The organism is Paenibacillus crassostreae, assembly GCF_001857945.1.
In the GTDB taxonomy this organism is placed as follows: domain Bacteria; phylum Bacillota; class Bacilli; order Paenibacillales; family Paenibacillaceae; genus Paenibacillus_AQ; species Paenibacillus_AQ crassostreae.
In genome coordinates this window covers 3,995,449-4,018,397 of the sequence record NZ_CP017770.1, presented here as the reverse complement: position 1 = coordinate 4,018,397, position 22,949 = coordinate 3,995,449, and the positions used below count along the sequence as shown (strand labels likewise).

The following is a 22,949-nucleotide window of genomic DNA, read 5'->3' as shown; positions in this document are numbered from 1 at the left end:
CTGAAAGTTATATTAACCTTCTTTATTAAACGGTTCATCAGCGATCTTGATTGAATCTGTTGGGCAACCATCGCATGCGTCATCTAGATCATCATATAAATCTTCAGGAATCACAGTTACACCATGATTACCATCTTCACCATAGATCACTTCAGCTAGTCCTTCATCATCATAATCATAAATATCTGGTGCTGTTGCACCACACGCACCACATGCTATGCATGTATCTTTTTCAACCCATGTATATTTAGCCATTTTTCTCTTCCTCCTGTATATCCATTCATTACAGTCCTATTCCAAGAATCATCATTCATAATATTAAACTATTAAAAATGAATTTTCAATTCATTTCAAATATAATTACCAATTGGAATCAACCTTATGACAAAGATTATTCACCTTTTTCTCTAAAATCCATCTGTAATGATGTTCCTCTTATTTTGTGGTTTCTAATTAATGTTGAGGGATCATTACCTAACATCCCCGCAGTCAAAATCGCATTCTCACCATACTTATTACGCATCAAATCCATCGCCTTCGTTAAAGATTCTTTCTTGGGTTGCTTCTCATAATCAAAAAGATCCAATTGAATCGCAGAATCTTCTTTTGATATTAGATGTTGGAGTGTTACACCTAACAAGCGAACTGGCTTATCCCAACTCCAGTGTTCTCTATATAATGAACAAGCTTCCTCATAAATATCTTCAGTAATATCTGTTGATGAATCCAGTGTATGTGTCCGAGTAATCGTCTTCATATCGGGTGTACGAATTGTAATTTGTACGGCTCCCGCAACCAACTGCTTCCGTCGAAGCCTACGTGCTACCTGATCACTTAGGTTAAGAAGTACACGATGAATGTCCTCTTTCAAGCATATATCCATAGGAAGTGTCGTTGTATGGCCAATCGATTTACTCTGTTCTTGCTCTTCCAACACTGGAGAATGATCAATACCATTAGCTGCCCTTTTCATCCAACTCCCGAGCACACCAAAGTTCTGCATCAATAAATTCTCATCAGTCTTGGCTAATTGCCCAATCGTATGGATGTTAAGTTTACGTAATTTGTCTGCCGTTCTTCCACCAATACCGAATAATTCACCACAGGGCTTATCCCACAAAACCTTTGGAACATCACGAATACGAAGTATCGTTAAACCATTAGGTTTTTTCATATCTGAAGCCATCTTCGCAAGTAGCTTATTTGGTGCAATCCCTATAGAGCATGGAAGATGGAGTTCTTCATAAACTCTCTTCTGAATGATTGAGGCAATCTCTTGTGGTGTACCAAATTGCTTAGATCCTGTAATATCTAAGTAACACTCGTCGATCGAGGTGGCTTCCATACAAGGTGTATATTCATAAGCTATCTTCATAAAAGCATTAGAATAGCGGCGATATAAATTGAAATCCGGAGATATAACGATTAAGTGTGGACACTTCTTGAGCGCCTGATGTACTGACATTCCGGTTGATATTCCTATTCGTCTTGCAGCATAGGAACAAGTCACAATAATTCCCTTACGAAGCTCCACACTACCCGCTACAGCAGTTGGTTTACCACGGTATTGATCAGGATCTTCCGCTTCATGTACTGAGCAGTAGAATGCATTCATATCGACATGAAGTATAACCCTGCCATGGGCTGGATAATATTCATCGATTTCCCTCACATTAATTCCCCTTATTCTTTCATATAAATAACAATAATCTTAGCATACCCTGAAACTAAGATCTGCTTTTTATTAAAAATATGTATTTCTTTGTTACATTCCAGTGTAGAAGTGCTATAATAATGAACTATAAAAATGTTAATACAGACTTCCCAAGGAGGGCTACCATGTCTGCATCTATTTCTATATTCGATACAACCCTACGAGATGGCACCCAAGGAGAGGGAGTCAGTTTATCTGCGGATGATAAATTAAAAATTGCCAAAAAACTTGATGATCTCGGTGTTCATTATATTGAAGGTGGCATTCCAGGAAGCAATAGCAAAGATATTGAATTTTTCAAAAGAGTTCAAGAATTGGGACTACGTGCAAAAATCACGGCATTCGGAAGTACACGACGTAAAAATACGGAAGCGTCACAAGACCGCAATCTACAGTGCATTCTGGAATCAGGCGCACAAGCTGCAACCTTAGTAGGTAAGTCATGGGATTTCCATGTGCATACGGCACTTCAGACAACATTGGAAGAGAATTTAGCCATGATTTACGACTCTATATTATATTTAAAACAGAACGGGCTTGAGGTTATCTTCGATGCCGAGCATTTCTTCGATGGTTATAAGAATAATCCAGAATATGCACTTTCTGTTATCACAAAAGCAGCAGAAGCTGGAGCAGACTGGATCACCATGTGCGATACGAACGGTGGAACACTTCCACATGAAGTTTATGATATCGTGTCCACAGTTGTTTCTAACTTACCACAGGCGAACCTCAGTATTCATACCCATAATGACTGCGAACTTGCTGTGGCTAACTCGCTAAGTGCTATCCAAGCGGGTGCGAGACAAATTCAAGGAACGATAAATGGATATGGAGAACGTTGCGGAAATGCAAATCTTTGCTCGATTATTCCAACCTTACAACTAAAAATGGGATATGACTGCATTCAAGCAGATTCATTGAAACAACTATCCAATACTGCTCGTTTTATAAGTGAAATCGCTAACGTACACATGCCTGTGAACCAGCCATATGTTGGTGGTGCGGCATTCGCTCATAAAGGAGGCATTCACGTCTCTGCCATCCTTAGAGATTCTCGTACGTACGAACATATCTCACCAGAATTAATTGGGAATAAACAACGGATCCTCGTTTCTGAATTAGCTGGTCAGAGTAATATATTGTCTAAAGCCAAGGAAATGGGTCTAGAATTTGATCCTAGCAACGAAAATTCCAGTAAGGTGATTGATAAGATAAAAGACTTAGAACATCAAGGATATCAATTTGAAGCTGCAGACGCTTCATTGGAGCTCTTACTTCGTGAAGCTAACGGACAAATTTCCGAACTTTTCACCTTCGAATCTTTCAAAATGCTTGTTGAGAAAAGCGCAGGTCAACCTGTAGTGTCTGAAGCATTTGTCAAAGTAAACATTGATGGTCAGAGCGTATATACGGCGGCTGAAGGAAATGGACCTGTCAACGCACTCGATAACGCTTTACGAAAAGCTCTTGTTCAATCCTTTCCATCGCTACAAGAAATGCATTTGTCTGATTATAAGGTCCGTGTTCTTGATGAGAAAGATGCTACTGCTGCTAAAGTACGCGTTCTTATTGAATCTAAAAATGTAAGCAATACATGGAATACAGTTGGAGTATCAGGAAATGTGATTGAAGCTAGTTGGGAAGCATTAGTTGATAGTATACGTTATGCACTTCTTGGTCAGATTAATCAGAATGATAAACATTCAAATATTGAAAGTCAGCATGGTCTTGTTAATCATTAGAGATCACAGTCAAAAACCTCGATGTCCATAAAGGGCACCGAGGTTTTATTGTATACCACTATGATTTTATTAACTTTTTCACTTTCTTCTCCAATTCCTCCGCAGAAATCGCTCCGAGAATAATTTCCCGTATAACACCTTGCTTGTCGATCAATACATTCGTTGGAAAAGCAGCTCCTCTATACTGATCAAATATGGTTCCATCTATGTCTAGCATGACTGGGAACGTCAAATGGTAGTTCTCGACAAATTTCATAGCATTCTTCTTATTGTCGAACTTGGTTACATTCACACCATAAATAGAAAGTTCATTCTGGTAAGTATCAGCTATTCTAACTAAATCTGGAGCCTCTATCTTACAGGGATCACACCACGAAGCCCAGAAATTCACTATAATTGCTTTCTCTTGTTCTCCACCTACATTGTATAAATTACCATCCAATCCTGTTGTTGAGAAGGCTGGTGCTAGTAATCCTGCTTCAGGTCCAGACTCTGTCGGGAGTGGCTTATCCATCTTAAAAACAGTTTGTACTCCAGCATCTGAATTCTGAAAAATAGCTAAAGTAACGAGTATCAATATCCCAATCCATATCGTTATTTTTTTCTTCATGATGTTTCGATTCCTTTTCTTTACGTCATTATGTACTATTCTACCCTCTTTATTAAATAACTTACAATTGAATAATAAAAAAAAAAGGACTTCTACGTAAACGTAGAAGCCAAAAGAAGAGAGCGGGGTAAATAGGAACTACCAAGCCGTTCATCATGAATGAAGAAATGTGACTACATGCAACTGTCCTCTCGTGAAACTACAGCGCATAACATCTTCATTATTTAGAACAAGCCTGTGGGATACTACTACAGCGGGTAGCCATACGAATGAAGGGCGAGCCTACCATTCGTAACGTAACGACAACCCGCTGCCCCCTTTTCTAATGAATGTAATTTATTATGATCGACTCAAGTAAGCATAAAGGTCACCTAACGTCTCAACCCTTCTCTTAGAAATATCAACAAGATAGGATTTCCACAACTCAGCAGTCATTAACGCATCCTCTAAGGCATGATGCCTACCAATGATAGGTATATTACGATCGAATAATAGTCCATCAAGATCGTAATTACCGATTGCAGGATCGAGCCAGCGTGCAATCATCATTGTATCAATAACACGATGACTAAGATGTGTCTTTGACGTCTTCCATAAGGCTGCATTCAAGAATGCCTTGTCGTGAGCGCTAGCATGAGCAATTAGCACCCTTCCCCCAACAAAAGACATAAAGTCATGCAAACCATTCATAAGCGTAGGAGCAGCATCTGCCATCTCCTGAGTGATCCCTGTTAATTTTGTAATATGTTGTGGAACTGGCTTTCGGCAGTTCACTAATGAATAGAACGTTTCTCCCTCAATAATCTCATCCCCTACCATTCTTACAGCACCGAAGGATAAAATTTCATCCCCATGCTGACAAGAGAACCCTGTTGTCTCAAGGTCGAACACAACCGTCTCAAGCTTTGTTAATGGTATGAACAGAACTTCAGGACGCCGTTGTTCTTTCATAAGTGCACGAATAAATGCCATATGTTGAGCGGTAGGGGCTCCCATCACGGAGGCTATTGCAGACGGCATTCCACCCTGCCGAAAATTGCTCCAAAACCCGTTGTTTCCCCTTACCGGCTCTTTCATGCCTTTCTCCTTTCCGCAAAACGCAACATTCGCTGTAATGCCCTGTGTATTCTTCTAACAACACCTAAGCTTTCACGAAGTTCATGCATTAGCGGTTTACTCGTAAGTTCTTCTTCTGACATATAGTTGCTGCTAATAAATAACCCATCTAATTCCTCATAAGGCGTACTTACCCTCATGTAAATAGCTGTATCGAAAGCTTTTTGGCAATTCTCAAGCAGAATATTCCCAGAATCTAAAGATATCAGCTTATCTAACCTTCTATATGTCGATGTTTCTTTAACACCAAGCTGCAAAGACATAAATCTCACAAAATTCACTAATGGAATATAGACACCATATTTGATATCGAACCCGCCTGCATGCTCACCAAATCGTTCAGTCACAACTTGCCCTAATAAATTTAATGTTGCCTTGTGTCTAACCGTATTTCGCAATATAGCGTATTGCAACTCAGGAACTTCTTGAAAACCTTGATGTAGCATCTCTTTAAATTCAACCGTTAATCTAGAATCTCCCGCAACATGTCTTACATCAGAAGCTATGATCAAATAACGAACAGGCTCCCAGCTTAAATCACTCCGCCATTCCATTAATGTCTTCTTCCAATCCTGGAGTGTCTTACGCCACATGGATTCTGAACACATCACTTTACCTAAACATTTCTCATAACCTAAATAGGCAAGTTTATCGCATAGAGCAATAGCAAATTTCTCAAAAAATTCATCTTTGTTATTATGGAGTTCATCACTGATGATAAGACCGTTATCTTGATCACTCCACATCGTCGATTCCATGCGTCCTGCACTTCCAAATACGATAAAAGAATATGAAACGGGAGGCTGACCATAGCCGGCCTCAACCATATCTTGTTCACAGAGTTCCAAGGCTCGTGTAGTAATTAAATCATGCATTTGGTTCACTAAATCCATCCACTCGGAGATAGGAAGAGTTGCCCTTAGTTGCTGAAAATCGTTCTGAAATTCAATACGTCTTTGTCTTAATATCTCCCACGAAATAGCATCTTTTATTACTGATAAGTCCAAATTGAATTCCTTTGTACTCACCGGTTCCATACCTTTCGCCCCTCCCATTCGAGCATTATGGGAACCATCTTTTATATCAGGATATAGATCCATTTAGTTTATAGGAGGAGTCCTAGACCCGGATTTTGCTTCAGCATCCGTTAGCAATTTCATTTGCTCTGGATATCCATAAGTACCGTGTTCACTAATATCTAATCCCATCATTTCTTCTTCTTCCGTAACACGAAGTCCCATAATAGCTTTCATCGCTCCAAGAATAATGAATGATATTACTAGAACAAAAGCGAAGGAACCAACGACACCTAGAACTTGAACTCCCAATTGATGTAAACCACCACCATAGAATAATCCCGCTTGGCCCACTCCCGTCTTCTCTACTAGTTCCGGTGTAGCGAATAGCCCAGTTGACACCGCACCCCATACACCTGCAATACCGTGTACAGATACGGCATAGATTGGATCATCTAATCCTGCACGTTCTAACCATTGTCCCGCTAAGAAAGCAATTGTACCAGCAACAGCACCTATAACAAGTGCAGCCCATGGTTCAACAAAAGCACAAGAACCAGTTATAGCAACCAACGCAGCAAGCACACCATTCAGCATGCTCGGAATATCTCCTTTACCAAATACCATCCAGGAGATTGCAAGTGCTGCGATTGCTCCTGCAGCTGCTGCAATGTTCGTTGTTAATGATACATATCCGAAGAAACCATCAACCCCTGATAAAGTACTCCCTGGATTAAATCCAAACCATCCGATCAAGAGAATAATGACACCCAGTACAGTGTATACCTGGTTGTGACCTGGTATAACATTCGGCTTACCATCTTTATTATATTTACCTAAACGAGGTTTTAATAAGAATGTCGCTACTAACGCTGCTGTTGCACCTGTTAAGTGAACTACTGTCGAACCCGCATAATCTTGCATACCTAGTTGAGCAAGCCAACCACCGCCCCATACCCAGTGAGCAACAACGGGGTAAATTACAATCATAAACAATGCTCCGAATATAATGTAAACACTCAGTTTAGCACGTTCAGCCATACCACCTGCTGCAATAGCTAATGAAATAGCTGCAAACGATAATTGGAATAAGAACTTCACCGTCAGTGGCACATCGGAGCCTGATAAAGAATCAAATGATCCTGCCATCTCATCACCACTTAAGAAGAAACCCGTTTGACCAATAATTCCATTCCCGTTACCAAATCCTAGACCAAATCCAACAGCCCAGAAAACTACGATTGAAATCCCTAAAGTCAATACTGTTTTCCCAGCAACGTGACCGGCATTCTTCATACGAACCGATCCTGCTTCCAAAAGAACAAATCCAGCTTGCATGAAGAATACTAGGATTACAGCTAGATAAACGAATACTGAATTAATTCCAGCCTGTAGTTCCAAATTAGTTGCACCATCATCTGCAAAAGCACTCATTGGAAAAGCTAACAATGCTGACATTCCCAACAAAACACCTAGCCATCTCTTTTTCATACCGCCCAGCTCCCTCTTGTGTCATATTATATAACATTGACTCCGATTCATAATGTCATTATAAGCAAACTTCAACATATTTGACAAGGGATTTTTTGAAAAAAATCATAATAACACAAACTTTATGTTATATTATCTAACATTCAATTAAGTAACTGTGTCAAACGTTTGACTGTATGGTTCAATATCAGGTAAAATATTTGAATAAGTAATTGCGAGGTGATTCATATCAGAGACATCCATTTATACCGTATTGGAGAATTAGCAAAGGTGGTTGGTATAAGTGAAAGAACAATCGATTACTATACCAAATTGGGATTGATTACTCCAGAAAGCCGAACTCAGAAAAATTATCGCCTATATAGTTATGAAACCTCTGAACGGCTGATGCGTATTAATGAGTTAAAGAAAGAGAAATATACTTTAGAGGAAATTAAAGAGAAGTTAAACAAATGGAATATGATCATAGAAGAAACACAAGTTTCAGACAAGTTGACCAACTTAGAACTTCATATGCTTCAGTTAGAGAAAGAAGTAAGAGATCTAAGTCCCCTACTCGAGCAATTGAAACCCGTGCAAGCAAAACGAATGATTTCGCAATTGTTGCCACAAAGTGCAGCCTGCATAGAAGCTTTAAAGCTCCTTCTTGATCAAGGACCCTTGTTATAACATCACTAAATTTGTTTTAAGGTAATATTATTTCATAGGAGGTACGTTAATGAATTCTAATTCCATGTTTGTACTTATCATCATTGCGTTTTTATTCTCTTTATGGGCTCAATTTCGTGTTAAAGGTACTTTTAATAAATGGGCTAAAGTACAGAACTCTAATGGAATAACTGGATATGAAGCTGCGCGTCGTATGCTAGATGCAAACGGTCTACAAGATATTCCAATTGAACCTGTTAAAGGTTCCCTAACCGACCATTACGACCCTATTCATAAGGTTGTCCGTTTATCCGAACCTGTATATTATGAAAATTCAATCTCTGCTGTATCTGTGGCTTGTCATGAAATAGGTCATGCCATCCAACATAAAGAAAGCTACCCAATGTTAGTACTACGCCATCGAATGTTTCCAGTCGTGAATTTTGCTTCTAACATAGCACCTTTCTTATTGATTGCAGGATTCATATTCTCTTTCACCAACCTTATTGGTCTAGGAATCATCTTCTTCTCCGCAGCAGTAGCATTCCAACTTGTAACATTACCAGTTGAGTTCAATGCTAGTAATCGCGCTCGGACTATTATGATTGAACAAGGTTTTATTTCTAACAATGAAGAACGTGGTGTTGCAAAAGTATTAAATGCCGCTGCACTCACATATGTTGCTGCTGCTGTAATATCACTTCTCGAATTGATTCGATATATCATGATCTTCACAAGTAATCGCGACTAACAAAATGGGATATCATCAACACAATAACTAAAAAAAAGCAAGTCAAGGTAATTACCTTGACTTGCTTTTTTATCATCAATCATTATCTGTATTTTATTCACAATCTCCACGATGAAGATCGAAATATTGAAGTAAAAAATTGCGAAATGCCTGGGCAACCAATGGAAGTTTATCATCTGATCTATGAATTAAGCCAATTGTACGTGTAACTTTAGGTTCAGATATTCTAACGCGCGAAGGTTGAAGTGGATTACTTTGAAAAAAAGCCATCTCAGGTAATAAACTAACACCCATTCCAGCCGCTACTAAACCACGTATCGTATCCGTTTCTTCACCTTCAAAAGCAATCTCAGGCGAGAATCCAGCTTCACTACATGCTTGCCATACAATAGGACGTAATGAGTAACCTTCACTAAACAGAATAAATTTATCATCTTTCAATTGATTTAAATGAATAGATTCCTCTTCAGCCAAAGTATGATTAGGCGGTAGAATGGCGAATAACTCTTCAGTCAGAACAATATCACCTTTAACTTGGTCATGTTTCTCCGGAAATGGCGATATAAAAGCGAGATCAACTTCAGACGAAATAACGTCACGTATTAGTGATGGGAACATCCCTTGTTTAAACCTGAATTTCACATTAGGATATTCCTTTTTAAATTCTGATACGACAGTAGGGATCAAATGTATACCTAAACTATGAGGAAAAGCGATACGGATCTCTCCATGTTCTGGATTAAGAAATTCGTGAACCTCAGCTACAGCCTGATCTAACTCTTTCATAAGACTCTCTACCCTTTTACAGAATAAGTGTCCTACAGGTGTTAATTGGAGATTTCTCCCCTTTTGTATGAACAAATCAACACCAAGTTCTTGCTCTAGTTGATGAATTTGCCTGCTCACAGCGGACTGAGCAACATGTAGTTCTTCTGCCGCTTGGGTAACATGCTCTTTCTGTGCAACTTTCATGAAATATTGCAACTGTCTAAGTTCCACTCCGGTTATCGCTCCAATCTAGAATGTGTTCATAATCTAAATTTATCTTCTCTTTCTAGTAAGTCTAATCAGGAGCCCATAGACAAAGAATCCACCAATTAACCCACCAAAGTGGCCTAACCAATTGACATTCGGAGAAATGAAGGAGAATACAATTCCAAAAATCAACATGGCATATAATGTTTTCCTTGAAGAGTCATCTATTATTCTCCGTTGGAAAATCGCTATATACAGAAAGGCTCCATAAACCCCATAGATCGCACCTGAAGCACCAACAGATAATAACAACTCGCCAACACGATTATAATATGCCACGGTCAACACATTTCCGATAATCCCACTCAATACATACAAGATCACGTATCTCCACCATCCCAATAGACGTTCTAGAGGAGGTGCAAATACCAATAAAGCAAAACAATTAAATAATAAATGTTCAAATCCATGATGAAGGAACATGGAAGAAATATATCTCCATCCTTCTCCTTCGTTGAGTAATGCTCCAAATCGAATTAATGTCATTGTATTGGTGGAACCACCATTAAAAGACAAGACCAGGAACATAATGATGTTAGCAATAATCAGCAAAGTCGTGACTGGATAGTATTTTAAATAACTTCTCCAATCCTCATATCGAATAAATATCATTACATTCTTCCTTTTCTGTTTACTTAGATATCTTAAATATTGGAAATATTATCTTAAGTAGATTATAATAACATTGGTAGTTCACTACTAAATATCTTTATCAAGGAGGAATATCACAATGTCTCAAGAACGCACAGGTGTAGCTACAATTCATGGAACACCGATTACATTGATCGGTCTAGAATTAAAAATAGGTGATTCAGCTCCAGATTTCACGGTTAGCAAAACCTTAACCGATGAAGTATCACTGAAAGATTATGCTGATAAAATTAAATTAATCAGTGTTGTTCCATCACTTGATACAGGAGTATGTGACGCGCAAACTCGCCGTTTCAACGAAGCAGCAGACCAACTAGGTGACAACGTAGTCATTCTTACAATCAGTATGGATCTTCCATTCGCTCAGGCACGTTGGTGCGGTGCATCAGGTGTTGAACGTGTGGTGACACTGTCTGACCATAAAACAGCTTCATTCGGTGAAGCTTACGGTGTATTAATCAAAGAATTACGTTTAGACATGCGTTCAATATTCGTCTTAGATAAGAACAATAAAATTACTTATGTTCAGTATCTACAAGAGATGACAGAACATCCAAATTACGAAGATGCATTAGAAGCAGTTAAAGCGCTTCTGTAATTTATAACTAACAAAGTTAAACTTATCTTTTCTATATTTTAAATAGCGGGAGAAAGAGATCATCTTTCTCCCGCTATTTTTAATAATATAAAAATGCCTATTGATGGAATTTCTATTCGATAACTTTATATTTAGCTAATTTCTTGTCTAGTGAAGTAAACAAATGAATAATATATCGGTAGTTAGCTCCTAAATCACCTAATGATCCTCTGGATGCCGAATATATATCCACTGCACTACGAACTGGAGTAACCGCAAGTACAGAAACTGTAATATCAACCGTACGGCCCATAGCAGTCCTTTTCTCTAGAATAATCTCTCCAACCGAGTGTACTTCATGTAATACTTTGTAACCAGGTATTTTCTTAAGCGTGGACGTAATTTCTTCCCATGCCTTGTCTTTCGATAAATTGTAATAGCGCGTTTTCATTTTAGGATCTTTCGCTCGGTCACTCGTTCCTTCTTGACTCCTTATGACCCCCATTAGAACTCTCTTTAACGACAAGACCTTTCCCCCTTTATGTAATCCATCAATACTTACTAGTTTAACATTGAACGCTTAAGAACAAAAGAGGTACAATCATAGTTTCTCGAATCAATTTCATAATTACGCAAGCCTATTTAAATGCAACTATATATTGACAGAACGAATAATTCTAATCAATATATAGTCCTTATTTGAGTTGCATAGGCGATTATGAAATTGATTCTCTGATATAAATAAAAAAGTATTTGAATGTCGTAGAATGTTCGACATTCAAATACTTTAAAAATCTTACTTATTGGAAAAATAAGAATCCCGCTTATGCCGTCCGATCAAATTGCCTTCTGAACCTGCAGTAGCAGGTGGGTGATTTCAGAATTGCTTTTGAAGTCCCCATGTCATATAGACAGGGCGTTCCAGCCACTCTTCTTATTAATCTCCCTAGACATCATCATTGGTTCAAAATAACGATCAATCGAGGCGAACATCGCAGGATGTGTTCTTATTATAATCCCAATGTTTAAAAAAGTAAACTCAAATGAAGCCGTTTTCACACTCCATTTTCTTCTAATTCCACCGCTTGTTTCTCTTCTTCTATTAATCTTAAGCGCTCTGCTTGCTCCTGCATCTTGAGGAAGGATCCATAGAAGTTAAAGAAGGACCATAACGCTATTAAAGAAACAATAAAGAAGAAAATCAATACAGGATAAAGTGTAGCTACGTACAACAGCATCCCACTACCTAACACAGTTGCAATCATACGGAATGGTCTTATGACTGTTAAAAGAATTGCATTTTTTATAATCGTAAATATACCCATGTGATAATGAACAACCATTGAGAAGAAATTAAACATTGATACAAATAAAATGATGAGCAACAATAGCATAACTCCGCCAACTAGCTGCAAGTTATTAAAGTTCATGTACACTTTAAAATCTACCCACATCACTACAAATAGCAATGTATAAAAAATACCGCCAATCATACTTTGCTTATAATTTTCTTTGTATCCAGTAAAGAATGTTCGAAAGATAGGAACTTCTGAATCTCCCATGACCCATTTACGTACGACTGCAAATAAAGCCGAAATAGCTGGAAATAATGTAAACGGTGCCAATATACCCAATCCCCAATTTAATACCACATGATCGTTACTAGTCGCCTCAACTTGATACAACATAAATTTCAGCAATAATACAAATAGAAATGGTATAGAAGTGACGAGCCACAATATATTCGTATATGCAATTCGTGTAATCCATTCCGTAATTCTGTATATGCCTCCCATTGCGCCTTTAAATTCCAAAAAATACTCCTCCTCTAAAAAGATGCTTGTATATATTAATATACCGTATTTCATACTTACAATACCAGTGCCTAATTTGCGAAGTATAGGTAGGTGTCTAAACAAGCTTGAAATAATCACATAGAATATACCGTAAACCAAGTGATTAATACTAAAGGAGGTATTTCAATGTCTGTACCTATGGGATATGGTGCTTTTACTTCTACAGGAGCTATCTTGGTTCTATTCATATTGTTGGTTATCATTACACGTGCATTCATTCTCTAATGTACTGCAGTAAAAATAGTTTATATTAAGTTACAAAAAAGGCGAAGTGTATTTACACTTCGCCTCCTCATTATATACATAATCGATATTTCACAATTATTCGAAAGAGCTATCTGGACGTTTTGCTGGACGGCTAGTGCTGCTACTTGGACGTGGTTTACTACTACGCGCTGAAGAATCACGACCAGCTCCACCATCTTTGTAGTTACTCTTACCAGCATATCCACCACGGCTTCCGCCACCACTACTGTCACGATCACGACGATAGTTACTGCTTCCACCTGAACCACCTGAACCACCTGAACCTGAAGTACTAGCACTACGTGAGCCATAACTTCCTGATGGCTTACGACCACTACGGATATCCGGTTTACGACGTTTCGCACGCATTGGATCTTCTGGTGTCAACTGAATTTCAGTATCCTTTTTCTCACCTGTTAGTAACTTCATAGCTGCAGTTAACAATTGAACTGAATCATATTGATCCAACAATTGAATTGCAATCCCTTTGTATTCGTTCAGATCACCATTCTCAACCGTTTCAAGCAATCTTTCAGCTGTAACGCGTTGTTTACCTTCAATAGCCTCAGCCATCGTCGGAAGTGGTTTACGAGCAATACGGTGACGTGTAACACGTTCGATAAAGTGGAAATGATCCATTTCACGTGGAGTTACGAATGACCAAGCGGTACCTTCTTTACCTGCACGACCTGTACGGCCGATACGGTGAACATAACTTTCCGGATCTTGAGGTAGATCGAAGTTGATTACATGCGTTACGCCAGATACATCCAGCCCGCGTGCTGCAACGTCTGTTGCAACCAACACATCAATACTGCCATCACGGAATTTACGCATAACTGCATCACGTTGGTTCTGCGATAAATCGCCATGTAGTCCGTCTGCTGAATATCCACGTTTTTGCAATGCTTCTGACAATTCGTCTACACGACGTTTCGTACGACCGAATACAATTGCTAGTTCAGGGGACTCCATGTCGATAAGACGGCTAAGTGCTTCAAACTTTTGACGTTCAGGAACTTCAATGTAAGCTTGAGCAATTAGAGGAGCGCTGACATGCTTAGGAATAACCGATACATGTTCAGGATTGTTCAGAAATTGTTGTGCAAGTTTCTGAATGTTAGCTGGCATTGTCGCGGAGAAAAGCATCGTTTGGCGTTCTACTGGAACAAGCTTCAGGATAGATTGAATATCTTCCATAAAGCCCATATCTAGCATTTCATCAGCTTCATCCAATACAACCGTTTGAACATCACTCAAGCGAATTGTTTTACGATTGATATGATCCAATAGACGACCAGGTGTACCAATAATGACCTGCGGCTTATTTTTAAGGGAACGAATTTGTCTGCTAATGTCTTGTCCACCGTAAATCGCCAATGAACGAATTCCCTTAAAGCGAGATAACTTACCAATTTCTTCAGATACTTGGATGGCAAGCTCACGAGTTGGCGTCATGATTAAAGCCATAATTTTCTCTTCTTCTTTAGCAATCTTGGAGATCAAAGGTATACCAAATGCTGCGGTTTTACCTGTACCTGTTTGTGCTTGACCAATTAAATCTCTTCCTGTCATAGCGATAGGAATCGCTTGATCCTGGATTGGTGTGGATTCTTCAAATCCTAGTTCCGTAATGGCCTGAAGAATCTTTGGCTCTAAACCAAATTCTGCAAATGTTTTCAAATAATTCATACTCCTTTTATATAGTGGACATTCCACTGTGTTCAAAGTGGACATTCCACATTCATCTCTGTATTCTTAAGTAGCGGCATACATTTATAGGGTAGCCATACATGCCACAAAATATTGCATGAACTAAAAGTAAGTTCATAGCGCTAATCGGGATATAACCAGTCAAATGACTAATGGGTTATTATTTTACCGAAATAATCGAAAATAATACTATTGTACAACCCTACTCAAGAACATCCAATATATTATATCACACAACGATTTGGTATTACTACTACAATAGCAGAAGTTTAAATAAATATTTACTTTAACATAACATCAAAGGTGGGTTCATTTTGTTGAAAAAATTTTGGAACATATTAGTTATCATCCTTGGTGCAATCACAATTGCATGTGGTTTTAACCTATTCCTGATTCCTCATCAGCTGCTAAGTGGTGGAGTTTCTGGGTTATCCCTTCTCATTAGTTATTTCAGCAATTGGGATGTTAGCATTCTGTACTTGTTCGTTAACATTCCTATATTAATGATTGGATGGTTTAAATTAGGGAAAAGGTTTATTGGATTAAGCATTCTTTCCGTCGCTGCAACCACATGGTTCATCGCTGTTATACCCGTTAATTTAGTCGTGACCGATATGCTACTAGCTAGTGTATTCGGCGGTGTGTTAATAGGAATTGGTAGTGGATTATCATTTCGTGTAGGTGGATCCACTGGTGGCTTTGACATTATCGGTTCACTTGTCACACGTACATATGATTTCCCTGTAGGGAATGTTCTCGTGGGTATGAATGCTTTAGTTATTCTTGCTGCAGGTTATTTCAATGACAATTGGAATATCGCCTTAGCTTCTATGGCATCGATGTACATTACCGGTAAGGTGCTGGATCTGATTCATATTAGCCATGTCAAAGTAACTGTCTATATTATTACCAATCACACTGAGGAACTTCTTTCCAAATTGCTTGTGATCCCACGTGGTGTAACCTTAATTAAAACTGAAGGTGCTTTTTCCCATGTGTCCCGCGATATGTTAATGACTGTAACTACGCGATACGAGTTAGCAGAGCTGAGAAGCATTATAAAAAAAGCTGATCCCAATGCATTTGTTAATATTGTGGAAACCGTTGGTGTAATGGGTTCCTTCCGCAGAAGGTGATTTTTAGGAATAGAAGTGTCATCTCGTTATAATTATGATATATTTAGTTTGTACGGTTCCAATTTTTCACCAAAGGTTTCTGCCTCACTCTTCATGCTTAGGCACTAAAGACTTTTCCGATTCATTACTCAAGAAATTGTAGTGGTAAAGAATTCGAAGGAGGAAGGGTGATAGATATGGAAATGGAATCGGTAAAATTGTCCGACATTGTAATGCGTTGGTATCCAGACATGATGCCGTTCTTAAAACAAAATGAGCTCAATTTACTCATTATGCTACGTGATGGATTTCATTTCCTAGAACCAAATGATGCTATGGAGATCATCCAATTCAGCATCTGTGAACACCAGAATTCAGCACAACTTCATTAATCAAGATACGCAGATTCCGATGCCACCTTATTCTCTTTTTTAAAGGGAATAAGGTGGCATTTTAATTACATCCATATTTTAGGTGGAAGTTATAGGCAGTAGAGGATATTATATATTTTTTTATTAAGAAATACACAAATATGTTACAATCCTGTTCTTTCTAACTTTCTAGTGTTCTATATAATTATAAATAGAGAACATATAAGGAGAGAGAGAAAATGAACATCATTTGGGCATTATTGTTAATGGTCGTAGGCAGTACAACAGATATTCACACAGATCATCATAAGACGGTTAACAATCTGACATCATCTATTTATTCTATTATCACTGAGTCACAACCAATCAACACAAACATTACACTGGAAAAGACGCCACAAGATGGTGCGAACTCTTCGATTAAGGTTGATCCACAACTAGACGCTCCTATCGTTAAAGGAATTTATGTCACAGCCTATAGTGCCGGTGGTTCACGTATGACTGAACTACTTGAACTTATCGATTCAACTGAGCTTAATGCGATGGTGATAGATATTAAAGATGATGCTGGGTATATTACATATAAAACGAATAACCCGACTTTACAGAAGTTGGGCGAACCTAAACCATTTATCGGAGATATTCAACTATTGATGGAGCGACTTCAGAAGCATGAAGTGTACCCTATTGCTCGTATCGTAGTCTTCAAAGATACCATTCTCGCTGAGAAACAGCCGAAACTATCATTCCTAAAAGGAGATGGAACACTGTGGAAGAATGGCAATGGTGATGGGTTTGTGAATCCCTATAGTCAAGAAGTGTGGGATTATAATATCGAGCTTGCTAAAGAAGCGGCAGCACTTGGTTTTAAAGAAATTCAATTTGACTACGTTCGTTTTCCCGAAGGTTTTGAGAAACGCGCAGACTATTTGACGTATACAAAAAATGAAAAGACTCGTTCAGATATCGTTTCTGATTTCGTAGAGTACGCTCGTCAAGAGCTCACACCACTAGGTATACGTGTATCAGTTGATATTTTTGGATATGCAGCTTCTGTTCCTACGGCTGAGGGTATTGGCCAGGATTTCGTGAAGATTTCCGAAAATGTAGATGTAATTGCTCCTATGGTGTATCCAAGTCATTACTCTACAGGTTGGTACGGAGCAACAAATCCAGATAAAGAACCCTATAACGTCATCAAAGGTTCTATGGTGGACACTCACAAAAAGCTAGAGCCACTTGGAGATCAAAAACCAATCATACGACCTTGGATTCAAGATTTCACAGCCAGCTGGCTTGGAAGCGGACATTACACGAAGTATGATAAAACTGAAGTGGAAGAACAGATTCGAGCGCTGAAAGATATGGGAGTTCACGAATATCTATTATGGAATGCAAATAATCGTTATAGTAAAGATGTTATCTATAAATGAAACCTACAACAACCATTGCAGACAAATTCAAACAATTGCTAGTTATATTACTTCCCATCTTAATTACACAGATAACGTTATCAGCAATTACCTTTTTTGATACTAACATGTCTGGTAAGTTCAGTTCTATTGACCTCGCTGGAGTTGCTATTGGATCTAGCCTTTGGGTTCCCATTCAGGTAGGTCTTACTGGGATTCTATTAGGACTTACTCCTATAGTTTCACATCTAGTTGGCAATAACCAGCGAAACAATATTGCTTACCATGTCATACAAGCACTTTGGCTATCATTTATTCTTGCACTATTAGTCTTACTTATCGGATCATTTGTTGTGCCGCCCATATTAGAAGGAATGAATTTAGCTGATAATGTTCGTCATGTCAGCTTTCAATACCTATTAGGTATTTCTATCGGAATTATCCCATTATTCGGTTATACGGTGCTACGTTGTTTAATCGACGCACTCGGAGAAACACGAATTTCAATGATCATCACGCTAATCTCCTTGCCAATTAATGTCACACTAAATTATGCATTGATATTTGGTAAATATGGATTTCCTCAAATGGGTGGCGCGGGTGCTGGTGTTGCCTCTGGAATTACATACTGGTGTATCTTTATCATTGCATTATGGTTTGTTCACCGTAAACACCCATTTGCCAAGTTAGGTATTTTTCGAAAATTACATTTCATTTCTTTTAGATCTTGGAAAGAGCTTCTAAATATTGGCGTTCCTATCGGCTTTTCTATTTTCTTTGAAACAGCTGTATTCGCCGCGGTAACCCTATTAATGTCACAATTCAGTACTGCTACGATTGCAGCGCATCAAGCTGCTTTAAATTTTGCTACTACGTTATATATGATTCCATTAAGTATTTGTATGAGCCTTACGATATTAATTGGTTATGAAAAAGGAGCTAACCGCAATAAGGATGCCAAGCAATATGCTATTATTGGTATTAGCTTCGCAGTAGCCTTATCTCTATTGACGGCTATTATTCTTATATTCGCTAGTAAACCAATTGCGTCTCTTTATTCGGACGAAGCTCATATTATCGATCTTATCCAGCATTTCTTAGTCTATGCGATATTCTTTCAAATATCCGATGCGATCGCAACACCAACACAAGGTGCATTACGAGGATACAAAGATGTAACACCAGCTTTTCTTATTGCATTGTTGGCTTATTGGATTATTGGACTCCCTGTAGGATTTATCCTAGCTAATTATACGAACCTTGGACCTGATGGTTATTGGATTGGTCTAATTACCGGCTTAGCTATTGGAGCGATTCTACTACTTAGACGTCTAATGAGTATTCAGCGAAAATTCGCATTAGTAACAAGCGATTAATTCAGTAGCACATTTTTATTTGTTTGCTTGCCGGATCTCTTGATATACCTAGGAAGGTATGTTATCGCGCCTATGTCGTTCCACCGACATAGGCGCTATTTTTTTGAACAAGGATTGTCTTTGTCACAAAAGTTAAAGTTTTTTAGTTATATATGTATGTGAAGGAGGTTTCGTATGAATAATTTACAGCAGAATGATTTGGATATGAAGTTGATATTAGACAATATTAAGCAAGGAGATAAGCAATCTTATTCTGTGGTTATACACCGTTTTCAAAGGAAAATATATTTGTACTGTTATTATCTATTGAAGAATCAAGAAGAGGCTGAGGATGCTACTCAAGATATTTTTATCAAAGCACTAGATCATATTAACAGTTTTACTTATACTAATTCACTCTCTTCATGGCTATACAAAATTGCTAAAAATCACTGTACTGATCTAATTAAGAAGAGAAACAAAGAATATGAATCATTAAAAAAGTATCAGGTGAACAAACAACAAGAACAGGAACATACATATTCGGAGTTTATTGATGAGTGTTTAGACAAGCTCAATTTAGAAGAAAGGCAAATCTTACTCTTACGATCTCTTGAAGAGTACAGTTACGATGAGATGGCTTTCATTATGGGGCTTAAACCAGCCACTCTCCGAAAAAAATATGAACGTATTCACAAAAAATTAATTCACGAAAAAAAACTAGGAGGAAAAAAACATGAAGAATCATACCGATTTGGAAGTTAATGAAATCATAAAGCTAAAAAAGTTAATTTTAGAAACACCAGTTGAAGTTAATTTAACTGATCGTATCATGGAACGTTATGATAAAAATACTATGAATACTATAAGAGTTACTCATCAGCGAAAGGGTTGGCGTAGGGCACTGGTAGTTATTGCGGCAGCTATTAGTATTTTCACTGTTGTAACAGCTACTGGGTTTATTTCACCGACGTTGGCAGCTTCCATTAAACAGATTCCAGGGATGGATAGTATATTTCAATTGGCTGGTGATCTTGGTTTGAAAGCTGCAGATGAAAAAGGGCTTTTTACCGATCCTAATGCAAGCGATACTCATAATGGTTTGACAGTACAGGCAACGGTTGTAGCGTTCGATGGTACTCGTGTATCGATCGGAATCAAACGTAAAGTTTCAGATAAAGATTTGTTTGAGAAAAGTTTAATAGAATCAATTAATGGCGCAGTTGTCTCCATTAAAGGGCAGTCTTTTAAATCCTATTCGACTACAGGGGGAGGTAATCTCACAGGTGTTGCTTTGAAACCGAGTCCGGATGCAAATGCAATGATCTTGGAATTTTCAGATCTGAGAAATCAAGGGGGGGGAAGCCTTCCCACAAAAATTTGAAATCTCTTTGGATTTAGAAGTCTCGGGAATTCAAGATCCATTTAAATTGAATATTCCAGTAGAAATGAACACCAAGAACAATGTAGTTCTTACCCCTTCCATAAGTCGTAAATATGAGAACATAAATTTAAAGCTTGAAAAAATTGAACTTACACCAATTACAACTAATCTAACTACTCGGTTAGAAGTGCCCAAGAATATGAAGATTTCATCGTTGGAACCTCGAAATTCGATTGGCTACCATTTATTTAATGAGCAAGGAGAACAAGTGCATATAACTGGCGGTCAGGGATCTAGTGCAACGAATGGCAATGTTTTAATCATGGATACTCGATTCGAACCTTTTGCATCCATTCCTAAATCAATAACTTTAAAACCATATCATCATGTTTATAAAGATAACACTACTGAATTCGAGATGGGCGCAGATGGACATATAAAAGTAGAGTATATTCCCGAGTTAGAGATAACCATACCTGTGACCCCTAAATAAAGGGACAATTATATGCAAGAAGCAATAAAAATCATCTATACACTAACAAAGCAATTAACAAGTAATATTAAAAAATAAAATGAGAAGGCATCCACTTGAAAATTGGTGCGCCTTCTCTTTCTTAATCTATTAAAACAAACAGAATGACTCAAATACATAGTTTAGGTTTTAACGTTTCCTCCGCATCTTCTGCTTTTCGAGCGCCTCTAGCTTTTTTAAAAAGTCATTCTTCATCGATCATCACGAATACCTGCCTGGATTTGATAAGTTTATTATACGAAAACAGGCATCAATCGCACAAATAGATCGTGTGAATGATGCCTGAAAACCGGAATCACGTATTAAGTTCGAAGTAGCGAAGAGAACGGAATTGTCCTGAAGAAGCGGTAGCGTTCGCCTTTGCCCTCGGATTTCATCCGCTATAGTGGGTATACAATCAAGAAATCTGAGGGCAACAGCGATCGTAAGGAAAATCCGTTATCGTAGCGGTCACACTAACAACTGTTTCTGGACTTTTTCAGTGATCTTCCCGCAAGTGGCGACTTTTTTTAAAGTTTCCATCTTACGGGTCAAAGTTCATTATTAGTGTTTATTGAGAAAGACGTGCTGCCAATTCATACAACTCCATATTGAAATCTTTCTTACTGTTAACAACCTTATCTATATCTGTAAGAACAAGCTCATTTTTAATGATCCCACAAGCTTTATCGGATTCACCTTTAATTAGCATACGTACCGCAAAATCACCTAAACGACTTGCCAAGTTACGGTCTGCAGGCGTTGGGGTACCTCCGCGTTGAATATGACCTAAGACAGTTACGCGAGGTTCTAATGTCGAACAACGCTCAACTAGTTGTTTAGCCACGTCTTCACCCTTACCCGCGCCTTCAGCAACAACTACAATACTATGACGTTTGCCATGAGCGAAGTTCTGCTCCATTCGAGTTGCAATTTCATCCATATCGAAAGGAACCTCAGGGACAAGAATGGTCTCAGCCCCAGATGCCAATCCAGCATACAATGCGATATCACCACAGTGTCTGCCCATAACTTCTACAATCGATGAACGTTCATGAGATGACATTGTGTCTCTTAGTTTATTAATCGCATCCACGACAATACTTACGGATGTATCAAATCCTATCGTGAAATCCGTAAATGAAATATCATTGTCAATCGTACCAGGTAATGCCATGGTATTAATGCCTAGCTTACTCAATTTATTGGCACCATGGTATGAACCATCTCCACCGATGACTACCAAACCATCAATTCCATGCTTACGTAAAATATCTGCACCTTTTTGTTGACCTTCTGGAGTCATAAATTCTTTACATCTAGCTGATTGCAGAACAGTTCCTCCGCGTTGAATAATATCACCAACACTGCGTAGATCCATTGAGAATATATCGTCATTTAAAAGTCCTTGGTATCCTCTTTGAATACCATACACCTCTAATCCATGATAAAGACCACTACGAACCACTGCACGTACTGCTGCATTCATACCTTGTGAATCTCCACCACTTGTTAATACTGCAATTTTTTTGACTGACATGATTTTTTCCTCCTAAAAGTTTATGAGCATTACTTCCTGCATTACTTCGAATAAACTACATCGGAAGCATGATCTAAGTTTATGAGCATTAC

The 22,949-nt window shown here is 38.3% G+C and carries 24 protein-coding genes and 1 other RNA gene; 12 read left to right on the top strand and 13 right to left on the bottom strand.

Translation table 11 applies throughout. From position 1 onward, the window contains the following. Positions 1–12: 12 nt before the first annotated feature. Positions 13–255, bottom strand: a complete 243-nt coding sequence (locus tag LPB68_RS18565) for a ferredoxin (RefSeq protein ID WP_068656212.1) — start codon at positions 253–255, stop codon at positions 13–15. Positions 256–391: 136 nt separating this feature from the next. Next, positions 392–1,672, bottom strand: coding sequence for a DNA polymerase IV (locus LPB68_RS18560; protein ID WP_068656213.1), 1,281 nt, complete (start codon positions 1,670–1,672; stop codon positions 392–394). A 167-nt stretch (positions 1,673–1,839) separates the two neighbouring features. On the opposite strand from LPB68_RS18560, the gene cimA reads away from it, so the two are divergent. Next, positions 1,840–3,459 (top strand): citramalate synthase, encoded by a 1,620-nt coding sequence (cimA, locus tag LPB68_RS18555; protein ID WP_068656215.1) that lies wholly within the window; start codon positions 1,840–1,842, stop codon positions 3,457–3,459. A 58-nt stretch (positions 3,460–3,517) separates the two neighbouring features. Here cimA and LPB68_RS18550 read toward each other — a convergent pair whose 3' ends face one another. From LPB68_RS18550 to LPB68_RS18535, 4 genes are all read right to left on the bottom strand, one after another. Then, complete coding sequence (locus LPB68_RS18550) at positions 3,518–4,069, bottom strand: TlpA family protein disulfide reductase (RefSeq protein ID WP_068656217.1); 552 nt, start codon at positions 4,067–4,069, stop codon at positions 3,518–3,520. A gap of 339 nt (positions 4,070–4,408) precedes the next feature. Further along, the gene (locus tag LPB68_RS18545) at positions 4,409–5,146 is read right to left on the bottom strand and encodes an exonuclease domain-containing protein (RefSeq protein ID WP_068656219.1); all 738 of its coding nucleotides are present in this window, start codon (positions 5,144–5,146) and stop codon (positions 4,409–4,411) included. After that, positions 5,143–6,222, bottom strand: a complete 1,080-nt coding sequence (locus LPB68_RS18540) for a DUF294 nucleotidyltransferase-like domain-containing protein (RefSeq protein ID WP_068656221.1) — start codon at positions 6,220–6,222, stop codon at positions 5,143–5,145. The genes LPB68_RS18545 and LPB68_RS18540 overlap by 4 nt, the downstream gene beginning before the upstream one ends. A 63-nt stretch (positions 6,223–6,285) precedes the next feature. Then, positions 6,286–7,692, bottom strand: coding sequence for an ammonium transporter (locus tag LPB68_RS18535; protein ID WP_068656222.1), 1,407 nt, complete (start codon positions 7,690–7,692; stop codon positions 6,286–6,288). A gap of 237 nt (positions 7,693–7,929) precedes the next feature. On the opposite strand from LPB68_RS18535, the gene LPB68_RS18530 reads away from it, so the two are divergent. Both LPB68_RS18530 and LPB68_RS18525 read left to right on the top strand, forming a co-directional pair. After that, positions 7,930–8,361 (top strand): MerR family transcriptional regulator, encoded by a 432-nt coding sequence (locus LPB68_RS18530; protein WP_068656694.1) that lies wholly within the window; start codon positions 7,930–7,932, stop codon positions 8,359–8,361. Positions 8,362–8,410: 49 nt separating this feature from the next. After that, positions 8,411–9,091: a zinc metallopeptidase gene (locus LPB68_RS18525; RefSeq protein WP_068656224.1), complete on the top strand. Its 681-nt coding sequence runs from the start codon at positions 8,411–8,413 to the stop codon at positions 9,089–9,091. A gap of 93 nt (positions 9,092–9,184) precedes the next feature. Here LPB68_RS18525 and LPB68_RS18520 read toward each other — a convergent pair whose 3' ends face one another. Together LPB68_RS18520 and LPB68_RS18515 are read right to left on the bottom strand one after the other, a co-directional pair. After that, positions 9,185–10,090: a glutamate biosynthesis transcriptional regulator GltC gene (locus LPB68_RS18520; protein ID WP_068656226.1), complete on the bottom strand. Its 906-nt coding sequence runs from the start codon at positions 10,088–10,090 to the stop codon at positions 9,185–9,187. A gap of 42 nt (positions 10,091–10,132) precedes the next feature. Then, the gene (locus LPB68_RS18515; protein WP_068656228.1) at positions 10,133–10,738 is read right to left on the bottom strand and encodes a rhomboid family intramembrane serine protease; all 606 of its coding nucleotides are present in this window, start codon (positions 10,736–10,738) and stop codon (positions 10,133–10,135) included. Between the two features lie 118 nt (positions 10,739–10,856). Here LPB68_RS18515 and tpx point away from each other — a divergent pair, with 118 nt between their 5' ends. Then, the gene (gene tpx, locus LPB68_RS18510) at positions 10,857–11,375 is read left to right on the top strand and encodes a thiol peroxidase (RefSeq protein WP_068656230.1); all 519 of its coding nucleotides are present in this window, start codon (positions 10,857–10,859) and stop codon (positions 11,373–11,375) included. 112 nt (positions 11,376–11,487) lie between these two features. On the opposite strand, the gene LPB68_RS18505 is transcribed toward tpx, so the two are convergent. The 3 genes from LPB68_RS18505 to LPB68_RS18495 form a co-directional block, all read right to left on the bottom strand. Next, positions 11,488–11,880, bottom strand: coding sequence for a DUF1499 domain-containing protein (locus LPB68_RS18505; RefSeq protein ID WP_068656232.1), 393 nt, complete (start codon positions 11,878–11,880; stop codon positions 11,488–11,490). A 287-nt stretch (positions 11,881–12,167) separates the two neighbouring features. Continuing rightward, positions 12,168–12,358, bottom strand: a non-coding RNA gene (gene ssrS, locus LPB68_RS18500) — 6S RNA. Between the two features lie 51 nt (positions 12,359–12,409). Further along, positions 12,410–13,168, bottom strand: a complete 759-nt coding sequence (locus tag LPB68_RS18495) for a YesL family protein (protein ID WP_068656234.1) — start codon at positions 13,166–13,168, stop codon at positions 12,410–12,412. Positions 13,169–13,336: 168 nt separating this feature from the next. Here LPB68_RS18495 and LPB68_RS23475 point away from each other — a divergent pair, with 168 nt between their 5' ends. After that, complete coding sequence (locus tag LPB68_RS23475; RefSeq protein ID WP_232510170.1) at positions 13,337–13,435, top strand: YjcZ family sporulation protein; 99 nt, start codon at positions 13,337–13,339, stop codon at positions 13,433–13,435. A 96-nt stretch (positions 13,436–13,531) separates the two neighbouring features. Here LPB68_RS23475 and cshA read toward each other — a convergent pair whose 3' ends face one another. After that, positions 13,532–15,139 carry a degradosome RNA helicase CshA gene (gene cshA, locus LPB68_RS18490; RefSeq protein WP_068656236.1) on the bottom strand — a complete coding sequence of 536 codons (1,608 nt, stop codon included), beginning with the start codon at positions 15,137–15,139 and terminating at the stop codon, positions 13,532–13,534. A 344-nt stretch (positions 15,140–15,483) separates the two neighbouring features. Here cshA and LPB68_RS18485 point away from each other — a divergent pair, with 344 nt between their 5' ends. From LPB68_RS18485 to LPB68_RS22425, 7 genes are all read left to right on the top strand, one after another. After that, complete coding sequence (locus LPB68_RS18485; protein WP_068656238.1) at positions 15,484–16,305, top strand: YitT family protein; 822 nt, start codon at positions 15,484–15,486, stop codon at positions 16,303–16,305. A gap of 176 nt (positions 16,306–16,481) precedes the next feature. Next, positions 16,482–16,676, top strand: a complete 195-nt coding sequence (locus LPB68_RS18480) for a hypothetical protein (RefSeq protein WP_068656240.1) — start codon at positions 16,482–16,484, stop codon at positions 16,674–16,676. Positions 16,677–16,894: 218 nt separating this feature from the next. Next, positions 16,895–18,088 carry a putative glycoside hydrolase gene (locus tag LPB68_RS18475; RefSeq protein ID WP_068656242.1) on the top strand — a complete coding sequence of 398 codons (1,194 nt, stop codon included), beginning with the start codon at positions 16,895–16,897 and terminating at the stop codon, positions 18,086–18,088. Beyond that, positions 18,085–19,443 (top strand): MATE family efflux transporter, encoded by a 1,359-nt coding sequence (locus tag LPB68_RS18470; protein WP_068656244.1) that lies wholly within the window; start codon positions 18,085–18,087, stop codon positions 19,441–19,443. The genes LPB68_RS18475 and LPB68_RS18470 overlap by 4 nt, the downstream gene beginning before the upstream one ends. Before the next feature lie 174 nt (positions 19,444–19,617). Then, positions 19,618–20,187: an RNA polymerase sigma factor gene (locus tag LPB68_RS18465; protein WP_068656246.1), complete on the top strand. Its 570-nt coding sequence runs from the start codon at positions 19,618–19,620 to the stop codon at positions 20,185–20,187. Further along, on the top strand, positions 20,159–20,806 hold the full coding sequence (locus tag LPB68_RS22430; protein ID WP_082865614.1) for a DUF4179 domain-containing protein: 648 nt from the start codon (positions 20,159–20,161) through the stop codon (positions 20,804–20,806). Before LPB68_RS18465 ends, LPB68_RS22430 begins: the two co-directional genes overlap by 29 nt. A 7-nt stretch (positions 20,807–20,813) precedes the next feature. Beyond that, positions 20,814–21,299, top strand: coding sequence for a DUF5643 domain-containing protein (locus tag LPB68_RS22425; protein WP_082865615.1), 486 nt, complete (start codon positions 20,814–20,816; stop codon positions 21,297–21,299). A 589-nt stretch (positions 21,300–21,888) separates the two neighbouring features. On the opposite strand, the gene pfkA is transcribed toward LPB68_RS22425, so the two are convergent. After that, positions 21,889–22,860 carry a 6-phosphofructokinase gene (gene pfkA, locus LPB68_RS18455; protein ID WP_068656248.1) on the bottom strand — a complete coding sequence of 324 codons (972 nt, stop codon included), beginning with the start codon at positions 22,858–22,860 and terminating at the stop codon, positions 21,889–21,891. Positions 22,861–22,949: the final 89 nt, after the last annotated feature.